The organism is Bacillus cereus group sp. N24 (assembly GCF_016483345.1).
Classification (GTDB): domain Bacteria; phylum Bacillota; class Bacilli; order Bacillales; family Bacillaceae_G; genus Bacillus_A; species Bacillus_A toyonensis.
The window spans coordinates 95,137-114,731 of record NZ_JAEHCA010000017.1 but is presented as its reverse complement, the minus strand read 5'-3'; the positions used below and the strand labels follow the sequence as shown (position 1 = coordinate 114,731).

The following is a 19,595-nucleotide window of genomic DNA, read 5'->3' as shown; positions in this document are numbered from 1 at the left end:
TCATACAGGTGTCCTCACTGCTGTCTTACATCTTTTTCTATTTTAGCATAAAACAAACGATAAGTTAACCTTCTGGTTCAGTTTGATTCTGGGTAGTTTCTTGCGCTACAACGCTGGTTTTCCCCACATTTCCCTCATCATATTTGACATTTTTAACTGCAAAATAAATAAGAAAATGTCCAGCACCTAAAATACATAGTAAGAAAGGTAAACTTTTTTCAGGCGGAAAGAATAACACAGCATATAAAAAACTTAAAACCGAACAAATCCTTCCAGCATTTAACCATAATTCCCGGACAACTACATACTCTACACGCCACTCTCTCGCATTTTTCGCTCTACCAATTACGTCATATGTCATTGACCCGTACGGAACGAGTAAAATAGGATATGCGATCGCGATACATGCTGCATAAATAAGTAATTTTGTGTATGTAACATTGAATATAACTAAAAATACGACCGCATATAAAATAATGCCTCCAAGCAAAATCGCTTTTTTTCGCCACTCTTTCTTTAACATACGAGCAACTAAGTAGTAACATACAAATGATACAGCGGAGTTGACTAAGCTATATTTCCCTAATGCGAGCTCACTATCGGTTGCTAAGTACACATATACTGAAATAACAAAAATAAATGTTCCCTCTCTCAACCCTTGGAAAAAATGAGCACGTGTAATTCTCCCCCAATTTTTATCAATCCGTCGCTCCTTCAATACTTTTGTAATTTCATAACGCCCTTCACATTCTCTCTTAGATAAAAAAAAGCTTAAAACGACAGCAATTGCAAATAGCACTAATGAAAGAAAGAATATGACAGTATAACCACTCCATTTTGCCATACGTGAAATTGTGTATCCTGCCGCTATCGGTCCAATCATTCCAGAGAAGGATGTAAGAAGTCCAAGAAACCCATTAAAGAAATCTCTTGTTTCTGGTTCTGTAATCTCAAATGTCAATAAGTTAAACGCGAGCCAATAAAAACCATATCCGACTCCTAAAAGAGCCCCCATTAATAAAATATAGTGAGAAGCGCTTTTTCCCGCTACTAAAACAACGATAAAAAAAATTGCTAACGTGCCTACGCCTATTCGTAACAAGATTGAGCGGTCAATACGTTTCGCTAATTTCCCACCTATAAGAAATGTGAGAGGCTGCAATACAACGCTGACCAAATTATACAAGCCAAGATTCACATAATTTTGTGTTTGTTTCCATAAATAAATATTAACAAACGTATTCGATAAAGAAATTGCGAGCGTGTATAAACCTCCAATAAGGAGCAATAACACTAAATCCCGATTCACTTCAACGTCACCAATTATATGTTTCCACTTCATACACAACTCTCCTTTACTTCATGTTCTAGTCTTCCAAAGACAAGCCCAATTATGTAAAAGGAAAGCATAGAAAAAAGCTAGGAGCATTCTCCTAGCTTTTTTCTATAATTATTATAATTATTTTGCTTCTTGGTAACGTTTTTCAGCAGCGTTCCAATCTACAACGTTCCAGAATGCACCGATGTAGTCTGGACGACGGTTTTGGTAATTTAAGTAGTAAGCATGCTCCCAAACATCTAAACCGATAACTGGAGTTTTACCTTCAGTTAGAGGAGAATCTTGGTTTGGCGTGCTTGTTACTTCTAACTCACCATTGTTTACTACTAACCAAGCCCAACCAGAACCGAAGCGAGTTGCGCCAGCTTTTGCGAATTCTTCTTTGAATGCATCGAAGCTACCGAATTTCGCTTCAATCGCAGTTGCAAGTTCGCCTACTGGTTGTCCCCCGCCGTTTGGAGAAAGAATTGTCCAGAAGAATGTATGGTTAGCATGTCCACCACCATTGTTACGTACTGCTGTACGGATTGCTTCTGGTACTTCGTTTAAGTTTGCAACTAATTCTTCAACGCTTTTGTCAGCTAGTTCTGCATGACCTTCTAAAGCAGCGTTTAAGTTTGTAATGTACGTGTTGTGATGTTTTGTATGATGGATGTTCATTGTTTCTTTGTCAAAGTGAGGCTCTAAAGCATCATACGCATAAGGTAAGTTTGGTAATTCGTGTTTTGCCATTGTTATATTCCTCCCAGTTTATGTATTGCCACCATATGTGTGACATACAACTTCATTCTACCCTAATTGCCATAGGGTGCAAACAAATAAATCACATTGTCTTGCTATCATTAAAGTAGCAAAATTCCCACTTCTTTTCAATTAAAATGCTCATATATTCCGTAAAAAAAGCTTCCTTCTACAAGGAAGCTTCCTGCTGACATAATAAACATGCGAAATGGGTATGGACCCTGTAGGACTCGAACCTACGACCGGACGGTTATGAGCCGTCTGCTCTAACCAGCTGAGCTAAGGGTCCATAATTATGTATGTAATAACATATTAAACAACTGAATTCCTATCGGATATATCCTTTAAGAAATGTAAGATAAATTTACCATATAAAAAAGAAAAGTGTCAATTGTATTTTTCTCATTTAAAAGAAGAAAATTATTAAAAAGAAATTTAGTTATCTCCACTATATGTAAATATAATATATCTTGAGATTCTCTAGATTCCTACGTTACAATGACTTTATACATACATAAAGGAAGTGAATCTATGTCCATTTTTAAACAGCTAGCAAAAAGCGTATATTCGCCTAAAGATATTGCGCTTTTCCGTTTTCAAAAAATCGGTAAAACCATTTTGTATATTATGCTTCTTTGCCTAATCACTACTATTCCAAGAACTTTCTTGTACGGTAGCGTTATTCAAGACGGTGTTAATATGGTAAATAAAGTAATCGAAAAAGATTTACCTGATTTTAAAATTGAAAATGGCGAACTAACAGCAGATATTGATCAACCTATCGAAAAAGAAGATGGAAATGCCCTTTTCGTATTTGATCCAAATTCAACAAACTTAGAAAAATATCAAAATAAAACGGGTTTATTTGTTTTAAAAGATAAAGTAGTCTCCATGGGAAATGGTCAAACACAAACGTATTCCTATAACGACTTATTAGGTGCATCTCTTGAGAAAAAAGATTTACAAGACTTTATTTCTCTATTCGATAGTATCTATCCAATTTTATTATTTGTTATCGGATTTTTAGTGTACCTATTCCAATTATTCATTACTTTTGTAGGCGTGACTTTACTTGCGTTCATCGGTTCTGCTATGAGCGGACAACGTAAATTATCCTACAAACAAGTTTGGACATTAACTGCTTACAGTTACACAATTCCAACAATCTTCTTTATGATTATGGATTTATTTAAAATCGTCGTACCTGGTTCAACATTCATTTATATCGCAGTTGTTTTAATTGTTCTATACTTAACACTTAAAGAAGTTCCACAACCGAAAGAAAAATAAGAACGATAAAAAATGCCTAAATAGGCATTTTTTTTTTGGACAAGCATATATTCCTAGCAAAGGAGTGAAGAATATGAAGAGATTAGGTATATTCTTATTCGTGCTTGTTCTCGGTTATATATTTTATTACGATATAAAAATCGGTACTTTACCGATGTTAAGTTCATACAAAAAAACAACAGCTGCTCAAACTATAAAAAAAGAAGAAACAACTACAAAACAAAGCAAAAAGGAAGAAACAGATGTTACTTATAAAGCAATTGAAGTAAAAACTGGTGAGACCGTTCTTTCGATTACAGAACAAATTAATAAGAAAAAAATCCCTTCTATTGAAAAGGTAATTGATGACTTTAAACAATTAAATAAAAGTACATCTGCTACAAAAATTCAAATTGGAAAGACTTATAAATTCCCGTTATATCAATAAGCGATCACTTAATCCTTGTCAATTACATAAAGGCGCTGATACAATAGTAAAAGTGAAACCGAGCACTTCGGTTTCTATAGCCCTATATCACGTATACTATCATTGATATGAGGGACTAAATAAGAAACTTCTTTTATAAGGAGAGCGATCTATTCGTGAATGAAATGACTCATCGTACAAAAACACGTCCAGTTAAAGTCGGTAATTTAACAATTGGCGGTAATAATGAATTAATTATACAAAGTATGACAACAACAAAAACACATGATGTTGAAGCAACAGTTGCTGAAATTAAACGTTTAGAAGAAGCTGGTTGTCAGGTTGTTCGTGTTGCCGTTCCAGATGAACGCGCAGCAAATGCTATTGCTGATATTAAAAAACAAATCAACATTCCACTTGTTGCTGATATTCATTTTGATTATCGCCTTGCTTTAAAAGCAATTGAAGGTGGCATTGATAAAGTACGTATCAATCCAGGTAACATTGGTCGTCGCCATAAAGTAGAAGCTGTTGTAAATGCAGCAAAAGAGCGCGGCATTCCAATCCGTATCGGTGTAAACGCTGGTTCATTAGAGCGTCACATTTTAGAAAAGTACGGATACCCAACTGCAGATGGCATGGTTGAGAGCGCACTACATCACATTAAAATTTTAGAGGACTTAGATTTCCACGATATTATCGTATCTATGAAAGCCTCTGATGTTAACTTAGCAATTGAAGCATATGAAAAAGCTGCTCGCGCTTTTGATTATCCATTACATTTAGGTATTACAGAATCTGGCACATTGTTTGCTGGAACTGTAAAAAGTGCCGCTGGTCTTGGAGCAATTTTAAGTAAAGGCATCGGAAACACACTTCGTATTTCATTAAGTGCTGATCCAGTTGAAGAAGTAAAAGTTGCACGTGAACTATTAAAGTCATTTGGTCTTGCATCTAATGCAGCAACACTTATCTCTTGTCCAACTTGCGGTCGTATTGAAATTGATTTAATTAGCATCGCTAACGAAGTGGAAGAATATATTTCTACACTGCAAGTACCAATTAAAGTTGCAGTACTTGGTTGCGCTGTAAATGGCCCTGGTGAGGCTCGTGAAGCTGATATCGGTATTGCCGGTGCACGTGGAGAAGGATTATTATTCCGCAAAGGGCAAGTTGTTCGTAAAGTACCAGAAGAAACAATGGTAGAAGAACTGAAAAAAGAAATCGATGTAATCGCTGCTGAAATGGCTGCTGAAAGAGATAAAGAAAAAGAAACACAAGAACAATAAAAAGAAGGTTGCCCACAATATTTGTGAGCAACCTTCTTTTTTATGCAAAAAAGCTCGTCAGTTATATAACCGACGAGTTTTTATTTTGCACATTTTGGACAACGGCCGTATATTTCAAATTTATGCCCTGTTACTTCATAACCGTTAAAATCTTTATTCATAAAATCCATTGGACAGGAAGTAATCTCTTTCGTTCCCCCGCAATCTAAACAAATAAAATGATGATGATGTTCCATAATGGAACATGTAAAACGAAAATGTTTTTCACCATTTAATTCTGTTTGTTCTAAAACGCCGATTTCAGCAAAAACCGTTAAGTTACGATAAATCGTATCAAAACTAAGCCCTGGATAATCATCCTTCATATGCTCTAAAACGTCTTTTGCTGTTAAATAACGATTGTGAGCTGCAAATAATCTGAGCATCTCTTCCCTTTTCCCAGTATGTTTGTATCCTTTTTCTTTCATTAGGCGTAAAGCTTCTGTTAGATTCATACCTATCCCTACTTTATGCAGTTTTTTTCTTCTTCCATAAAATCGCACCGATTAAAATAAGAACTGCTATCATAACAATTGTACCACCTGGTGCTAGATCAAGTTGATACGAAGCAAACATTCCACCAATTACTGCAATTTCACCAAATAAAATGGAAAAGAAAATTGTTTGTTTAAATCCTTTAGCAATACGAATACTTGCTGCAACTGGTAACGTCATTAATGAGGATACGAGAAGAACACCTACTACACGCATTGATACTGCAATGACAAGAGCAACTAGTATAATGAAGATAAAGTGAATCCACTTTGCCCTTAGACCAGTTGATACTGCGTATTCCTCATCAAATGATAATAAAAACAGCTCTTTATATAATAAAATAATTGTCGCAATAACAACAATTGCTACAATCCCAATAATAATTAAATCCGTACTCGTTACAGCACTTACACTACCAAATAAATAACTAAATAAGTCTGTGTTAAATCCATTTGCAAGTGAAATGAAAATAACTCCAATTCCCATTCCTGCTGAAAGAATAATCGGAATTGCTAATTCTTGATAATGCTTATATACAGTTCGTAACTTTTCAATTAGTAACGCTCCCCCAATCGAGAAAATCATCCCCATATATAGGGGATTTAAAAAGCCACCTGTAAAAATTGTTTTTTCAAGTAGTAAACTTGCTGCAATACCTGATAACGTCACGTGACTTAATGCATCTGCAATAAGAGATAAACGACGAATAACAACAAACACACCGATAAGCGGTGCAACAAGTCCAATTAAAATACCTGCATATAAAGAATTACGTAAAAAGTCATATTGTAAAAAATCTTGTATCATTATATCCTCCCGTGATGCTCATGCTCGTGTTTTAAACGATGGACATGATGTCCATATAAGACGGACATTTCTGCATCTTCTAACTCTCGGAACTCCTTTACATTCCCATGGAAATGTAAATGTTGGTTTAGACATGCAACATGTGTTACTTTCTCGGTAACAGCCCCCATATCATGAGTAACAAGAATCAATGTGATCCCGAGCCTTTTGTTTAAATCCTCTAATATCTCATAAAAACTTTCCACATTTTTCACATCAATCCCAACAGTAGGCTCGTCCAAAATAAGTAATTCAGGATCACTAACGAGCGCACGAGCAATAAATACACGTTGTTGTTGTCCACCAGAAAGCTCTCCAATATTGCGACCTTGAAATTCACTCATCCCTACATCAGCAATCGCCTTTTCTACCTTCACCTTGTCGTCTTTCGTGAAAAAGCGAAAAAGACCTTTTTTCGAAACGAGCCCCATTGACACAACTTCAAAAACAGTTGCTGGAAAACCAGAGTTGAAACTATTTGCCTTTTGGGATACATAGCCAAGTTTGTTCCATTCTTTAAACTTCTTGCTATCAACACCAAACAAGCGAATACTCCCTTGTTTAGGCTTTAAAACGCCTAATAAACATTTTAGTAAAGTGGATTTCCCAGAACCATTTGGCCCAACTAAACCTAAAAAAGCTCCCTTCGGAACTTGCAAATTAATATTTTCTAACACATTTCGATCTTCATATCGAAACGTTAATCCTTCTATTTCCAATATATTATTCATAGCATCTCACCTATTTTAATTCAGAATGATTCCGATTTATATCTATTTGAATTATAGTACAGCTTATTATAGTTGTAAACCAATCTGCCTAAATTATATTTATTTTTTCAAGAAACCTTACTATTATAACAAAAAGCAGAGAAAAATTCTCTGCTTTCGAAAAATATTCCAAGTAACTTTTTAGTGGATAGCTGATTTAAACTTACCACCATTTGTTTCTTGTGTACTCATAATCGTAACAAACGCATTTTCATCAATTTCATGCACAATTGATTTTAACTTCGTCACTTCCAAACGCGTTACAACTGCATAAATAACTTCTTTTTCTTTATCCGTGTAACCACCTTTGGCTACAAGCTTTGTAGTTCCACGACCGAGACGATGCAAAATGGCATTTGATACTTCCTCATACTGATCTGATACAATTAAAACTGCTTTCGTTTCATCTAAACCTTGAATTACCGTATCAATTGTTTTGAATGCAATATAGTACGTCATAACAGAATACATAGCTTGTTCGACACCAAATACAAATGCTGCCCATGCAAAAATAAATAAGTTCACAAACATTACGAATTCACCAACAGAAAACGGTAATTTCTTCGTTAATAAAATCCCCATAATTTCTGTTCCGTCCATTGATCCGCCATGACGTATAACAAGTCCTACACCAAGCCCCAAAATAAGGCCACCAAAAACTGTTGCTAAAATGGGCTCAGTTGTAAATGGTGGAACAGCATGTAATGTCGATTCAATAAATGCTAAAGCTACAATCCCAAATGCTGAGGATAACATAAATGTTTTTCCGATTTGCTTATACCCAGAGTACATAAACGGAATGTTGAGGATAACAACTAAAGTAGAAAAACTTAACCACCAAATATTAGGAGTAAGATAATCTAATATAAGAGAAATACCAATAATTCCACCATCAATAATTTTATTTGGCATTAAGAATAATTCAATCGCTACCGCCGCGCACGCTGCCCCAAAAATAATCATTACTAAACGATAAATGAGATGGATAACGCTTTCTTTTCGATGTTGCTTTTGTTCCATAAGTCCTCCTTATATTCTTTTTCTGTAGTTTTGTCCTTACATTATAACATACGCTTCTTTTCCTCATGAAAAAAGAAACTCTATAAGAATATGTACAAGCTACGCACTCATATATTTCGATAGAAGAACGTATGAAGGAGGATAACTCGATGAATCTCATTAAACAAATTGTGAATAAAAAATTAAATCATATTTCTACAAAAGAGTTATTGAAATATAGTAAAGAATATAAAGTTTCAATTACAACTGCACAAGCTGAACAAATTGTTTTACTTATGAAAGGAAAGAATATTAACATTTATGATAATAATGAGCGACTAGAACTCTTAAAACAAATCGCAAAAGTAACTTCCCCTGCTACCGCGCAACAAGTAAACACTTTATTTCAGCAACTACTAAAATAAGGAGGGGATAACCCCCTCCTTATTGCGCTTTAATTTTTTCAAGAATCCCCTCATCAAAAGTACCGTTTTTCAGCATTTCGATTTCTAATTTATATGGTGGCTTCTTATCTTTTTTATCTTCACCTACATATGGTGTTTCAAGAATTTTTGGCACGTTCATTAACTGCGGATGATGTACAATATGATGCAATGCTTTATAACCGATATGACCAAAACCGATATTTTCGTGACGGTCCTTTCCGGCCCCACGCACATTTTTACTATCATTAATATGAAGCACTTGTAATCGATCTACACCAACAATCTTGTCAAATTCGTTCAATACACCGTCAAAATCATTTACAATGTCATAACCCGCATCATGCGTATGACACGTATCAAAACATACAGATAGCTTTTCATTATATTTTACACCATCAATAATCTTTGCAATTTCCTCAAAGCTACGACCGCACTCTGTTCCTTTTCCAGCCATCGTCTCTAGCGCAATGTTAACCGTCTGTTCAGGCGTTATTACTTCATTAAGCCCTTTAATAATTTGTTGAATACCCGCATCTGCTCCAGCACCAACGTGCGCTCCTGGGTGAAGAACAATTTGTTTCGCAACACCTAATGACGCTGTTCTTTCAATTTCCATGCGCAGGAAGTCTACACCTAATTGGAATGTTTCTGGCTTCGTCGTATTACCAACGTTAATAATATATGGTGCATGGACGATAATTTCCTCAATACCATTCAGTTCCATATGTTTACGTCCTGCTTCTATGTTCAATTCTTCAATTGGTTTTCTTCGTGTATTTTGCGGTGCACCTGTATAAATCATAAACGTCGTTGCACCGTATGAAACAGCCTCTTCACTTGCTGCTAATAACATTTTCTTACCACTCATTGAGACATGAGATCCAATCTTTAACATACAATCACCTCTTCAATATACAATAGTTATAATGATAGCATAATTTGTAGAAATATGTAGTGAATTGTTTGTTCACAAAAAACGCACTACACAAATTTATATGACTATTTAAACAGACTATACTCTTCATTTAAATGAACTGGATTAAGTGAAGCTTTAATCCATATTTTTCTACCCATATTGATTACGACTCTCACAAATAGCTGGATAAAAAAAGATAAGGGAAATCCCTTATCTTTTTTTATTGCTATATTTTTTCTTCACTTTGTCACGTTCTGTTGCAAGTTTTCGCTTATAGTTTGGTTTTACTTTTTTCGGCTTTTTAACAACTTTTGTTGCCATAACATCTAGTCCATCATTTGGTTTTTTACGACTCTTACGACGACGACGGTCACCTAAATCCGCCCACTCATCTCCGCGTAAATCTACATGCTTAAATTCGATATGACGTTGTTTTTCCAAACTATCTAACGCTTCTTCATTTGCTGGATCATAAATTGTCACTGCAATCCCTGAATGACCCGCACGTGCAGTTCTTCCAACGCGGTGAACGAAGAAATCTAAATCTGATGGAAGTTCATAGTTAATAACATGGCTAATTCCTTCAATATCAATACCGCGTGCCGCTAAATCTGTTGCGACAATGTATTGGAATTCTAAATCACGAACTTGTTTCATCATTTTTTTACGATCACGTGGTGATAAATCACCGTGTATACGCCCTACTTTTAACCCACGTTCAGCTAATCCATCGGCTACTTCATCAGCCTTCTTCTTCGTGTTTGTAAACACAATTGCTAAGTACGGTTTAAATTGAAGTAGCATATTTTTCACTAATTCAATTTTATTACGGTGTCTTGAAGGCACAAGGTAATGCTCAATATTTCCTGCTGCAACTTGTTTCGGATTAATATGAATATGTTCTGGATTCTCCATATATTTCTTCAAAAATGGTTTTAATTTTTGAGGAATTGTTGCAGAGAAAACTAGCATTTGCAAGTTTTTAGGCATACGTGCTGCAATTTTATCTACATCTTGAATGAATCCCATATCAAGCATTAAATCCGCTTCATCGACGATAATAGTATCCGCTTTATAAACAAATAGCGCCTTTTCTTCTACTAAGTCTTTAATACGTCCTGGTGTTCCAACTACAATATGAGGTTGTTTTTTCAACTTTTCAATCGATCGTTGTTTATCAGTTCCACCAATTAAACAACGTGCTGTAATCATTTGATCTTCTGCACAGAACTTTGTTAATTTCACGATTTCTTCGTAAATTTGTTGTGCTAACTCACGAGTAGGCGCTGTAATAACAAGCTGTACTTCTTCACGACTTGGATTAATTCTGTTTAATGTAGGAAGTAAGTATGCATGTGTTTTCCCAGAACCTGTTTGGGATTGTCCAATTACACTTACACCTTTTTTCACGACCGGGAAAATTTTCTGTTGAATTCCTGTCGGCTCTGTAAAGCGTAGTTCACGAATTGCATCTATTAAAAATGGTTTAAAATCATACTGTGTAAAAGTTTGTTGTGTCATAAGTTACACCTTCTTTCTAAATTTCTACTGCGCGCACAAATCAGTCAAGTCTACATTATATCGAAATCTACAAGTAAAATCCATCTTTAGTTTAGGTTTTCACTTCAAAAACTAACCTTCTTCACTCTTATTGCATATTGTATGTGTATATACCTAACTGAAGAAAGGAGGATTTCTCACATGTTTCCAAAATCTCCCGTAAGGCAAATGTATCCACATCCAGGCCAACAACCTTATACACCATACCCCATTCCACAACTACCACCGATGGCACAAAAAAAGAAAGGGTTCCTTGCTAAACTCTTTAAAAAACACGATCCAACCGAACCTTTCATGCAAATGGTTCCGCCTTATCGACAAATAGAAGGACAGCCGCCAATGATGCACCAACAACAGCAACGGCCACCCCAATATCAACAGCAATATCAACAGCAACAGCAACAGCAATACCAACAACAATACTCACAGCAATATCAACCATACATGCAGCAGTATCCAGAGCAAATGATTCCCCCTCAAATGTATGAATCAAACGAAACGCGCGGCGGTGCAGCCACTACAGCAGCATCCAGCAGCGGCATCGGCAGTTTTTTTTCGAATTTAATTTCGAATCCAACTAATATGATAAACAATATCGAAAAAGTATCACAAGTCGTTCAATCTGTAAGCCCTGTCGTCGAACAGTACGGTCCCATTATGCGTAACCTACCAAGCATTGTTAAAATCCTCACCTCTGGAAAAAGTACGGAAGAAGATCAAACTGAAGATTTAACAGAAAAGGTTGAGGTAGCAACTCCCCCTCCTCCACAAAAAAAAAGAAAAAGAAAAAAAATAGTGATTGAGCCAGCCATAGAAACAGAAGTACGAGAGGAGCCTGTTCAAAAAATAGCAACAAAACCCAAACTATATGTGTAACAATCCTTTGTTTTCTATCCTCTCCTCCTTTATAATGTAAAGGACTATGCACAAAAGTATCCCTTGTTTAGAAGGAGAGGATTACTCATATGAAAATTGTTAAAATTTCCCCTCGTGGTTATTGCTACGGTGTTGTCGATGCAATGGTAATTGCACGTAACGCTGCATTAGATAAATCATTACCGAGACCTATTTATATTTTAGGTATGATTGTTCACAATAAACATGTTACAGACGCTTTTGAAGAAGATGGAATCATTACGTTAGACGGACCAAGTCGCTTAGATATTTTAGATCAAATCGATTCTGGTACTGTTATATTTACTGCTCACGGTGTTTCTCCTGAAGTTAAACAACGTGCAAAAGAAAAAGGTTTAACGACAATCGATGCAACTTGTCCAGATGTTACAAAAACACATGACCTTATTGAAGCAAAAAAAGCTGAAGGATATCATGTCATTTATATCGGCAAAAAAAACCATCCAGAACCAGAAGGCGCGGTTGGTATTGCACCTGATATCGTTCACCTTATCGAAAGAGCGGATGATTTAGAAACATTAGAAATCCCAACGGATAAAATTTTAGTTACGAATCAAACAACGATGAGTCAATGGGATGTTCAACATTTAATGGAGGACATTCAGAAAAAATTTCCAACAGCAGAATTCCATAAGGAAATTTGTTTAGCAACTCAAGTTCGTCAAGAAGCTGTAGCTAAACAAGCGGATGTTGCAGATTTAACAATCGTTGTTGGTGATCCAAAAAGTAACAATTCGAATCGCTTAGCGCAAGTATCACAAGAAATTGCTGGTACGAAAGCTTACCGTGTTGCGGATGTAAGTGAAATTCAATTAGAATGGCTACAAGGTGTAGAAAACGTAGCTGTTACAGCAGGTGCTTCTACTCCAACACCAATTACAAAAGAGGTTATCGCTTTCTTAGATCAATATGACCCAATGAATCCGGCTACGTGGGAAAGAATTCGAAAAGTACCACTTCAAAAGATTTTACCTCGTGTAAAAGTGAAAAAAGAACAATAATAAAAACCGTTGCCTACATGAGCAACGGTTTTTATTTTTCTTATACAAATGTGAATGGATCTGTATGTAACTGCGAAGCATGAATTTGTACATTGAATTTTTTCGCATCTACTTTTTCTTGCAGTTGCTTTTGCACACCTTGCTTCATTACCTTTTCAACGTTATGTCCTGGATCAACTATATTTAAACCGAGCATCATCGCATCATGAGCGACATGATAATACATGTCACCTGTTACATATACATCTGCCCCTTTAAATTTCGCTTGGTTTATATATTTATTACCGTCCCCACCAAGTACAGCAACTTTACGCACTTTATCACCTAACTTGCCGACAACTCTTGCGCCCTTCACGTCTAATGATTGTTTCACATGTTCAGCAAACTGTCCAAGTGTCATTTCTTCTTGTAAATAGCCTATTTTTCCAAGCCCTAACGTTTCACCTTTATTATCAAGAGGATATACATCATATGCCACTTCTTCGTATGGGTGAGCTGCCAACATCTCTTTCATAACTTTTCTTTGTAGTGAAGCTGGAATTATCGTTTCGATACGTACCTCTTCCACACGTTCTAACTGCCCAGTTTCCCCGATATAAGGATTTGTTCCCTCCTGAGGTACAAACGTGCCTGCTCCCTCACTACTGAACGTACAGTGGCTATAATTGCCGATATGACCAGCACCTGCGTCTCCTAATGCTTTCCTTACTTCTTCTGCATGAGTGACTGGCACAAACACAACAACTTTTTTCATTTCTTCTGCATATGTCGGTGCCAAAACTTCTGTATTTTGCAATCCTAACGCCTCAGCAAGTAAATCATTTACCCCGCCCTTAGCAACATCCACATTTGTATGCGCTGCATAGATTGCAATATCATTTTTAATACACTTTTCAATAATTTTCCCATACACCTTATCTGTATGAATCGCTTTTAACGGATTAAAAATTAAAGGGTGATGCGCAATAATGACATTCGCTCCTAATTGAATTGCTTCATCTACAACCTCCTCCGTTACATCTAAAGCAATCAATACGTGCTGCACGGGTTGATTAAGCGCCCCAATCTGCAGGCCAATCTTATCCCCTTCCATCGCTAAATGCTTCGGGTACATACTTTCAAATAAAGAAATAACCTCATGGCCATTTGGAATTTTACTCATGATAAAATCTCCCCTATCATTTTCATTTTCGCTTCTACTTCTACACGTTTCGCTTTTGTCTCTTCAGAATCTGCTGCACGTTCTAATTGTTTTAAGATATTTTGGAAGTTTTTCAATTCTCCTTCCCACTTTTCAACAAAAGCCTCACCTTTTTCTTTTATTAAAAATGGACCCATAAATAATTCAGCTTGTTTATTATCCGAGTAAGGTGCTGCAATATTTCCTCGTTCCCCAACTAAAATTTCGTAAATTTTCCCGTCTTCTTTTACGATTTTCTCACGGATAAGCTCCCAGCCATTTTCAATAAACCATTCACGAATGTGATGTGCTGCAATGTTCGGCTGTAAAATTAAACGTGTTACACCTTCTAACTTTTCTTTACCACTTTCTAAAATGTCACGAATTAGTGCTCCACCCATACCAGCTACTGTAATTACATCTACTTCCCCTGGTGTAATTACTTCTAATCCATTCCCTTTACGAACATCTACTTTATCTTGTAAGCCACTTTCAGCTACAGTTGCTTGCGCAGAACGAAACGGCCCATCTACAACTTCTCCTGCAACTGCTTTTGTAGCAATATTATTTATAATTGTATAACACGGTAAATACGCATGATCCGATCCAATATCAGCTACTGTAGATCCTACTGGAATCTCGCGCACAACTTCTTCTAATCGTTTTGAAAGTTTTACTTCATTCATGTATTTCCATTACTCCTTCTCTTGTCAGTCTGTCTCCATGATAATGAATTTATAGTAGTTGTTGCAAGCCCATAACAACAATTCCATTCTCTATTACTCATCGTATTTTAGAAAGTATAGAAAAACAAGCCTTTTGCAAAAGCAAAAGGCTTGTTTTATGGAACCTTATTTTTTCTTAGATAGCCAATCAGCTACTTTAGCCGCTTGATCAGCTGGTACTAAATTGGCAGGCATGTTACCTTTTCCTTTCGAAAGAATTTCTTTAATTTCATCCTTTGAAAGTTTTCCACCAATTTTTTGTAAATTAGGTCCTACTGCCCCTTGTAACTGATCGCCATGGCAGCTCGTACAGCTTTGCTTCACAATATCCTCTGGCTTTGATGCTGTTTGCGCTGGCTTCCCGCCATTTTTTGTATCAGCTAACTCTTTAGATTTATTTAGCCCCTGAAATGAAAATACAAACATAACGATAATACCTAATGCTGCAATAAGAGCGAACGGAATCAGCGGATTACGTTTCATATCTCTTCTCCCCCCTCTATACCCCTAAATAGTTAGATGATTCAGTCATTTCCATTGTACTTGAAAACGCTCTATCCGAAAAGAGTAAACTATCACTCGTTGAAAATATTCCATAAATTCAGTTTATTGTTTTTTATTGTTATATCGCTTATTATTTCGATAATTATTAACGTTTCTCATCATATTTTTCGCTTTTCTACATATTTTTTTGTATAGAATAAACAAAATTAATCGAAAAATCGAAAAATGAGCATTTGCAAATCAAAAGACAATTCTGTAAAATAAATTACAAGAAATTGTAATCGTTGCCGATAGCTAAATTTTAACAAAAATTAACAAAATAAAAAAGTTTACTTCACAAAAGTGAAGTAAACTTAAAGTTAGCCTATTCTAAGAAATCCTTAAGACGCTTACTACGACTTGGATGTCTTAATTTGCGAAGTGCTTTCGCTTCAATTTGACGGATACGTTCTCTCGTTACGCCGAATACTTTCCCAACTTCTTCAAGCGTACGAGTTCGTCCATCATCTAAACCGAAACGAAGACGTAGAACATTTTCTTCACGATCTGTTAGTGTATCTAACACATCTTCTAATTGTTCTTTTAGCAATTCATACGCTGCATGGTCCGCAGGCGATGTTGCTTCTTGGTCTTCAATAAAGTCACCTAAATGGGAGTCGTCTTCTTCACCAATTGGTGTTTCAAGAGAAACTGGCTCCTGTGCAATTTTTAAGATTTCACGTACTTTTTCTGGCGCAAGATCCATTTCTTCACCAATCTCTTCAGGAGATGGTTCACGTCCTAAATCTTGTAACAATTGACGTTGTACACGAATTAACTTATTAATCGTTTCAACCATATGAACTGGAATACGAATTGTTCGCGCTTGGTCTGCAATCGCACGTGTAATTGCTTGGCGAATCCACCAAGTTGCATACGTACTAAATTTGAAACCTTTACGATAATCGAACTTTTCAACCGCTTTAATTAGACCCATATTTCCTTCTTGGATTAAGTCTAAGAAAAGCATACCACGGCCCACGTAACGCTTTGCAATACTTACTACAAGACGTAAGTTCGCTTCCGCAAGACGGCGTTTTGCTTCTTCATCGCCTTCTTCAATACGCGTCGCAAGTCGAATTTCTTCTTCAGCGGATAGTAAGTCAACGCGACCAATTTCTTTTAAGTACATACGAACAGGATCATTGATTTTCACACCTGGTGGCACACTTAAATCATTAAGGTCGAATTCTTCTTCCGTTTTTGTAATTTGGCGATTATTAGGACCTTCTTCGTTGTCGTTATCGCCAACTAAGTCAATCCCTTGTTCACCTAAATATTCATAGTATTCATCCATTTGATCGGATTCAATTTCAAATCCATTCATGCGTTCTGCGATCTCTTCATATGTAAGAACGCCACGTTTTTTTCCGACCTCAGTGAGTTGTTCTTTCACTTGCTCAAGGGTCATTTCAGTTTCAATTTGTTTAGAACGAGCTGGTTTGTCAGCCATCTGTTCCCCTCCTTACGCGAGATACAAACATTCATTATACTAAATCTTTACCAAAAAAGCTATTTTCTCGCTTTTTGATTTTGTAAATATGCTACATAATATTTAGCAGCCTCTACAGGATCTGTTTTTTCCATCTGTTTTACTTTAAAGATGATTTCCATCTTTACAAGTTTTTCCTTATGACGTCTAAGCGTCTCTAAATGGCCTTGTAACACTTCTTCTGTGTATTCTGGATTAATAAATTCATCCGTCGAAATATCAGTGATAATGTTTTTCAACTTTTCATCAGAGAGCCAACTTAAAAATGTTCCGACTGAAGGTTCATTTCCCTTTTCATAATATGCGTATAGTTCATATAAAATCCCTTTATGTTCTTCTGTATGAAAATCTTCTATATGGGATTCCATGCGAACGGCTACTTCTGCACTTTGCAACATATGATAAATAATTTCTCTTTCTGCCCTTTCAAAACCTGTTAACTTCGGTTTTGTTTGAACAACTTGAGACGGCTTAGAAACCTGCTTTATTTGTTTTTGCTGTACCTTTTGTTCTTTGCGATATTGGTGCAATTGATTCAAAAGTGTTTCCATTGAATAAGAAAACTCTTGCGATAACGACTTCAAATATGATTCTGCCTGCATCGCGTCTTGTAACAACGACAACTCTTTTAAAACACTTTTCACATATTCTTCTTTGCCAGACTCATCTTGCAAATTTTTCCCTAAACGCAAATAATTTATTTTAAAACCAACAAAACTTATACTTGATTTCACAAGATTTTCAAAAGCGGTTGTCCCATATTGTTGCACATATTCATCAGGATCAAGCTTATCTGGCAAGGATGTGACTTTCACTTGGCAACCAACTTTTAACAGTAATTGCCCTGCTTTCATCGTCGCTTCTCGTCCTGCTTTATCACCATCATAGCAAAGAACAACAGTTTCAACGTTACGTCGCAGAAGTTTTGCTTGTTCTTCAGTTAAAGCTGTTCCCATTGTCGCAACAGCTTCTTCCACACCACTCTTTACCGCAGCTAGTACATCGGCATACCCTTCAAAAAGGACTACTTGCCCACGCTTTCTAATAAACGGCCTTGCTTGGTGGAAGTTATACAACAATTTACTTTTGTGAAAAATCGGTGTTTCAGGGCTATTTAAATATTTCGGAGTGTCATCTCCTAAAGCCCTTCCACTAAACGCTATCACCTTACCTTGTAACGTATGGATTGGAAACATAACTCTTCCACGGAAGCGATCATAATGACTACCATCCTTCTCACTTCTTATTAGAAGACCGGCTTGTTCCATACTAGACAGCGATAAACCTCTTTTTTGTAAAATTTTCGTTGCAGCATCCCAAGCAAGCGATGCATAACCAATTTCAAACTTCTCAATCATCTCTTTCGTAATACCACGGTTTAATAAATATGAAAGTGCTTCATTTCCCTCTTCCGTATTTACTAATAAATGATGATAATACTTTTTCAAAAGTTCGTGAGCCTGTTGCATGATGACAGTGTCATCAGATATGTCTTCTTGTTGTACTTGCCCTGATGTATACTCTGCAACCGCAATTCCATTTCTTTCACCTAACTTTTGAACAGCCTCGGTAAAAGCAAGTCCTTCCATTTTCATTAGAAAGGAAAATACATTTCCACCTTCTCCACATCCGAAGCAATGAAAAATTTGCTTATCAGATGAAACAGAGAATGAAGGAGAATTCTCACCATGAAATGGACAAAGGCCGAAATAGTTACGTCCCTGCTTTCTAAGTTGAACGTATTCACCAATCACTTCTACAATATCGGATGACGTCCGAATCTGTTCAACAACTTCTTCGGGAATTCTGTTGCCCATAACTCCATCTCCGTGTCGTATTTTGTATTCGATATAAATTAAAAAATTCCTTTATAATTCGACAATATTTTTTCTAAACTTGTTAGAAAGTATTGTCGATCACATTGTGTAAACGACTTCGGACCTCTTATATAGGCCCTTTTTCTGCGTAACTTCGCAGATACATACTACTATATAAAATTGTATTCATATGCTCATCTATTACAAATGCACCTCTTGAAGACAATACATATACACCTTTTTTACAAGAAGACTAGCAAGCCTCATATACTGTATGATCATGAGATCTGTTACCTTTGCAAGTTGATATATATAAATCAACTTCATCTTGTCCAGAATCTACATAAATCCAATTGCCTTGCTGTTTTCTTGAACGATGAGTATACGATGCGACAAACACAATTTCGACATGAAATTCAGTTCCAACTTGCACAATCTCATCCTTCACGGGATATGCATCTGCATCAACTAATACGTTATTGATGTTTTGCATATTTCTGTATTCTACATCCCTTCTGTGAATCCTTCCATAATGTGCGTTTTCTTGTATAGATTTTGTCGATTTAATGTAATTACATGTCTTTTTTGTAAATCCTATCCCTAGTTTATTCTGAAAAATTAAAGTCTAAACGTAAAATATAGGTTTTTATCACAATTTTTTATTATAATATATTTTCTTCAACTACGCTACATATCCCTTTATTTTTTCATCTTCTACTTTAGGATAACTAAACCATGCTTTTCACATAATAAAAAAACAGAAGAATATAAGTATAACCACTCCGC

At 36.1% G+C, this 19,595-nt stretch carries 20 protein-coding genes and 1 tRNA gene; 6 read left to right on the top strand and 15 right to left on the bottom strand.

Annotation, left to right across the window (positions count from 1 at the left end; all coding sequences use genetic code 11):
- Positions 1-64: 64 nt before the first annotated feature.
- From JDS95_RS21785 to JDS95_RS21775, 3 genes are all read right to left on the bottom strand, one after another.
- Positions 65-1,342, bottom strand: a complete 1,278-nt coding sequence (locus tag JDS95_RS21785) for an MFS transporter (protein WP_199690780.1) — start codon at positions 1,340-1,342, stop codon at positions 65-67.
- Between the two features lie 117 nt (positions 1,343-1,459).
- On the bottom strand, positions 1,460-2,071 hold the full coding sequence (gene sodA / locus JDS95_RS21780; protein WP_001052031.1) for a superoxide dismutase [Mn]: 612 nt from the start codon (positions 2,069-2,071) through the stop codon (positions 1,460-1,462).
- Positions 2,072-2,295: 224 nt separating this feature from the next.
- Positions 2,296-2,369, bottom strand: a tRNA-Ile gene (locus JDS95_RS21775).
- Positions 2,370-2,611: 242 nt separating this feature from the next.
- Between JDS95_RS21775 and JDS95_RS21770 the strand changes: the two genes are divergently transcribed.
- The 3 genes from JDS95_RS21770 to ispG all read left to right on the top strand — a co-directional run bounded on the left by JDS95_RS21770 (position 2,612) and on the right by ispG (position 5,065).
- Positions 2,612-3,370, top strand: coding sequence for a DUF1189 domain-containing protein (locus JDS95_RS21770; protein ID WP_000021678.1), 759 nt, complete (start codon positions 2,612-2,614; stop codon positions 3,368-3,370).
- A gap of 73 nt (positions 3,371-3,443) precedes the next feature.
- Positions 3,444-3,797 (top strand): hypothetical protein, encoded by a 354-nt coding sequence (locus JDS95_RS21765; protein ID WP_000825413.1) that lies wholly within the window; start codon positions 3,444-3,446, stop codon positions 3,795-3,797.
- A gap of 164 nt (positions 3,798-3,961) precedes the next feature.
- On the top strand, positions 3,962-5,065 hold the full coding sequence (gene ispG / locus JDS95_RS21760) for a flavodoxin-dependent (E)-4-hydroxy-3-methylbut-2-enyl-diphosphate synthase (RefSeq protein WP_162861751.1): 1,104 nt from the start codon (positions 3,962-3,964) through the stop codon (positions 5,063-5,065).
- A gap of 80 nt (positions 5,066-5,145) precedes the next feature.
- On the opposite strand, the gene JDS95_RS21755 is transcribed toward ispG, so the two are convergent.
- The 4 genes from JDS95_RS21755 to JDS95_RS21740 form a co-directional block, all read right to left on the bottom strand.
- Complete coding sequence (locus tag JDS95_RS21755) at positions 5,146-5,559, bottom strand: Fur family transcriptional regulator (protein ID WP_001054515.1); 414 nt, start codon at positions 5,557-5,559, stop codon at positions 5,146-5,148.
- A 13-nt stretch (positions 5,560-5,572) separates the two neighbouring features.
- The gene (locus JDS95_RS21750; protein ID WP_000613814.1) at positions 5,573-6,406 is read right to left on the bottom strand and encodes a metal ABC transporter permease; all 834 of its coding nucleotides are present in this window, start codon (positions 6,404-6,406) and stop codon (positions 5,573-5,575) included.
- Positions 6,406-7,176 (bottom strand): metal ABC transporter ATP-binding protein, encoded by a 771-nt coding sequence (locus JDS95_RS21745; protein WP_001059667.1) that lies wholly within the window; start codon positions 7,174-7,176, stop codon positions 6,406-6,408. Before JDS95_RS21745 ends, JDS95_RS21750 begins: the two co-directional genes overlap by 1 nt.
- 180 nt (positions 7,177-7,356) lie before the next feature.
- Positions 7,357-8,235, bottom strand: coding sequence for a YitT family protein (locus JDS95_RS21740; protein WP_000435957.1), 879 nt, complete (start codon positions 8,233-8,235; stop codon positions 7,357-7,359).
- Between the two features lie 149 nt (positions 8,236-8,384).
- On the opposite strand from JDS95_RS21740, the gene JDS95_RS21735 reads away from it, so the two are divergent.
- Positions 8,385-8,639: a DUF2624 domain-containing protein gene (locus tag JDS95_RS21735; protein WP_085450593.1), complete on the top strand. Its 255-nt coding sequence runs from the start codon at positions 8,385-8,387 to the stop codon at positions 8,637-8,639.
- 19 nt (positions 8,640-8,658) lie between these two features.
- Here the strand turns inward: JDS95_RS21735 and JDS95_RS21730 are convergent, their stop codons facing one another.
- Complete coding sequence (locus tag JDS95_RS21730; RefSeq protein ID WP_085450592.1) at positions 8,659-9,555, bottom strand: deoxyribonuclease IV; 897 nt, start codon at positions 9,553-9,555, stop codon at positions 8,659-8,661.
- A 231-nt stretch (positions 9,556-9,786) separates the two neighbouring features.
- Positions 9,787-11,097 carry a DEAD/DEAH box helicase gene (locus JDS95_RS21725; RefSeq protein ID WP_000194009.1) on the bottom strand — a complete coding sequence of 437 codons (1,311 nt, stop codon included), beginning with the start codon at positions 11,095-11,097 and terminating at the stop codon, positions 9,787-9,789.
- 180 nt (positions 11,098-11,277) lie between these two features.
- On the opposite strand from JDS95_RS21725, the gene vrrA reads away from it, so the two are divergent.
- Positions 11,278-12,012 carry a VrrA/YqfQ family protein gene (gene vrrA, locus JDS95_RS21720; protein ID WP_199690779.1) on the top strand — a complete coding sequence of 245 codons (735 nt, stop codon included), beginning with the start codon at positions 11,278-11,280 and terminating at the stop codon, positions 12,010-12,012.
- Positions 12,013-12,101: 89 nt separating this feature from the next.
- Positions 12,102-13,052 carry a 4-hydroxy-3-methylbut-2-enyl diphosphate reductase gene (locus JDS95_RS21715; RefSeq protein WP_000706652.1) on the top strand — a complete coding sequence of 317 codons (951 nt, stop codon included), beginning with the start codon at positions 12,102-12,104 and terminating at the stop codon, positions 13,050-13,052.
- A 40-nt stretch (positions 13,053-13,092) separates the two neighbouring features.
- Here the strand turns inward: JDS95_RS21715 and JDS95_RS21710 are convergent, their stop codons facing one another.
- The 6 genes from JDS95_RS21710 to JDS95_RS21685 all read right to left on the bottom strand — a co-directional run bounded on the left by JDS95_RS21710 (position 13,093) and on the right by JDS95_RS21685 (position 19,302).
- Positions 13,093-14,214, bottom strand: coding sequence for a Nif3-like dinuclear metal center hexameric protein (locus JDS95_RS21710; RefSeq protein WP_000036260.1), 1,122 nt, complete (start codon positions 14,212-14,214; stop codon positions 13,093-13,095).
- Complete coding sequence (locus JDS95_RS21705) at positions 14,211-14,918, bottom strand: tRNA (adenine(22)-N(1))-methyltransferase (RefSeq protein ID WP_085450590.1); 708 nt, start codon at positions 14,916-14,918, stop codon at positions 14,211-14,213. Before JDS95_RS21705 ends, JDS95_RS21710 begins: the two co-directional genes overlap by 4 nt.
- A 165-nt stretch (positions 14,919-15,083) precedes the next feature.
- On the bottom strand, positions 15,084-15,440 hold the full coding sequence (cccA, locus tag JDS95_RS21700) for a cytochrome c550 (protein WP_000828150.1): 357 nt from the start codon (positions 15,438-15,440) through the stop codon (positions 15,084-15,086).
- Between the two features lie 385 nt (positions 15,441-15,825).
- The gene (gene rpoD / locus JDS95_RS21695; protein WP_000764067.1) at positions 15,826-16,953 is read right to left on the bottom strand and encodes an RNA polymerase sigma factor RpoD; all 1,128 of its coding nucleotides are present in this window, start codon (positions 16,951-16,953) and stop codon (positions 15,826-15,828) included.
- 59 nt (positions 16,954-17,012) lie between these two features.
- Entirely contained in the window at positions 17,013-18,809 is a 1,797-nt protein-coding gene (dnaG, locus tag JDS95_RS21690) for a DNA primase (RefSeq protein WP_000528230.1), read from the bottom strand.
- Between the two features lie 253 nt (positions 18,810-19,062).
- On the bottom strand, positions 19,063-19,302 hold the full coding sequence (locus tag JDS95_RS21685) for a DUF188 domain-containing protein (RefSeq protein ID WP_002044942.1): 240 nt from the start codon (positions 19,300-19,302) through the stop codon (positions 19,063-19,065).
- Between the last annotated feature and the right edge of the window lie 293 nt (positions 19,303-19,595).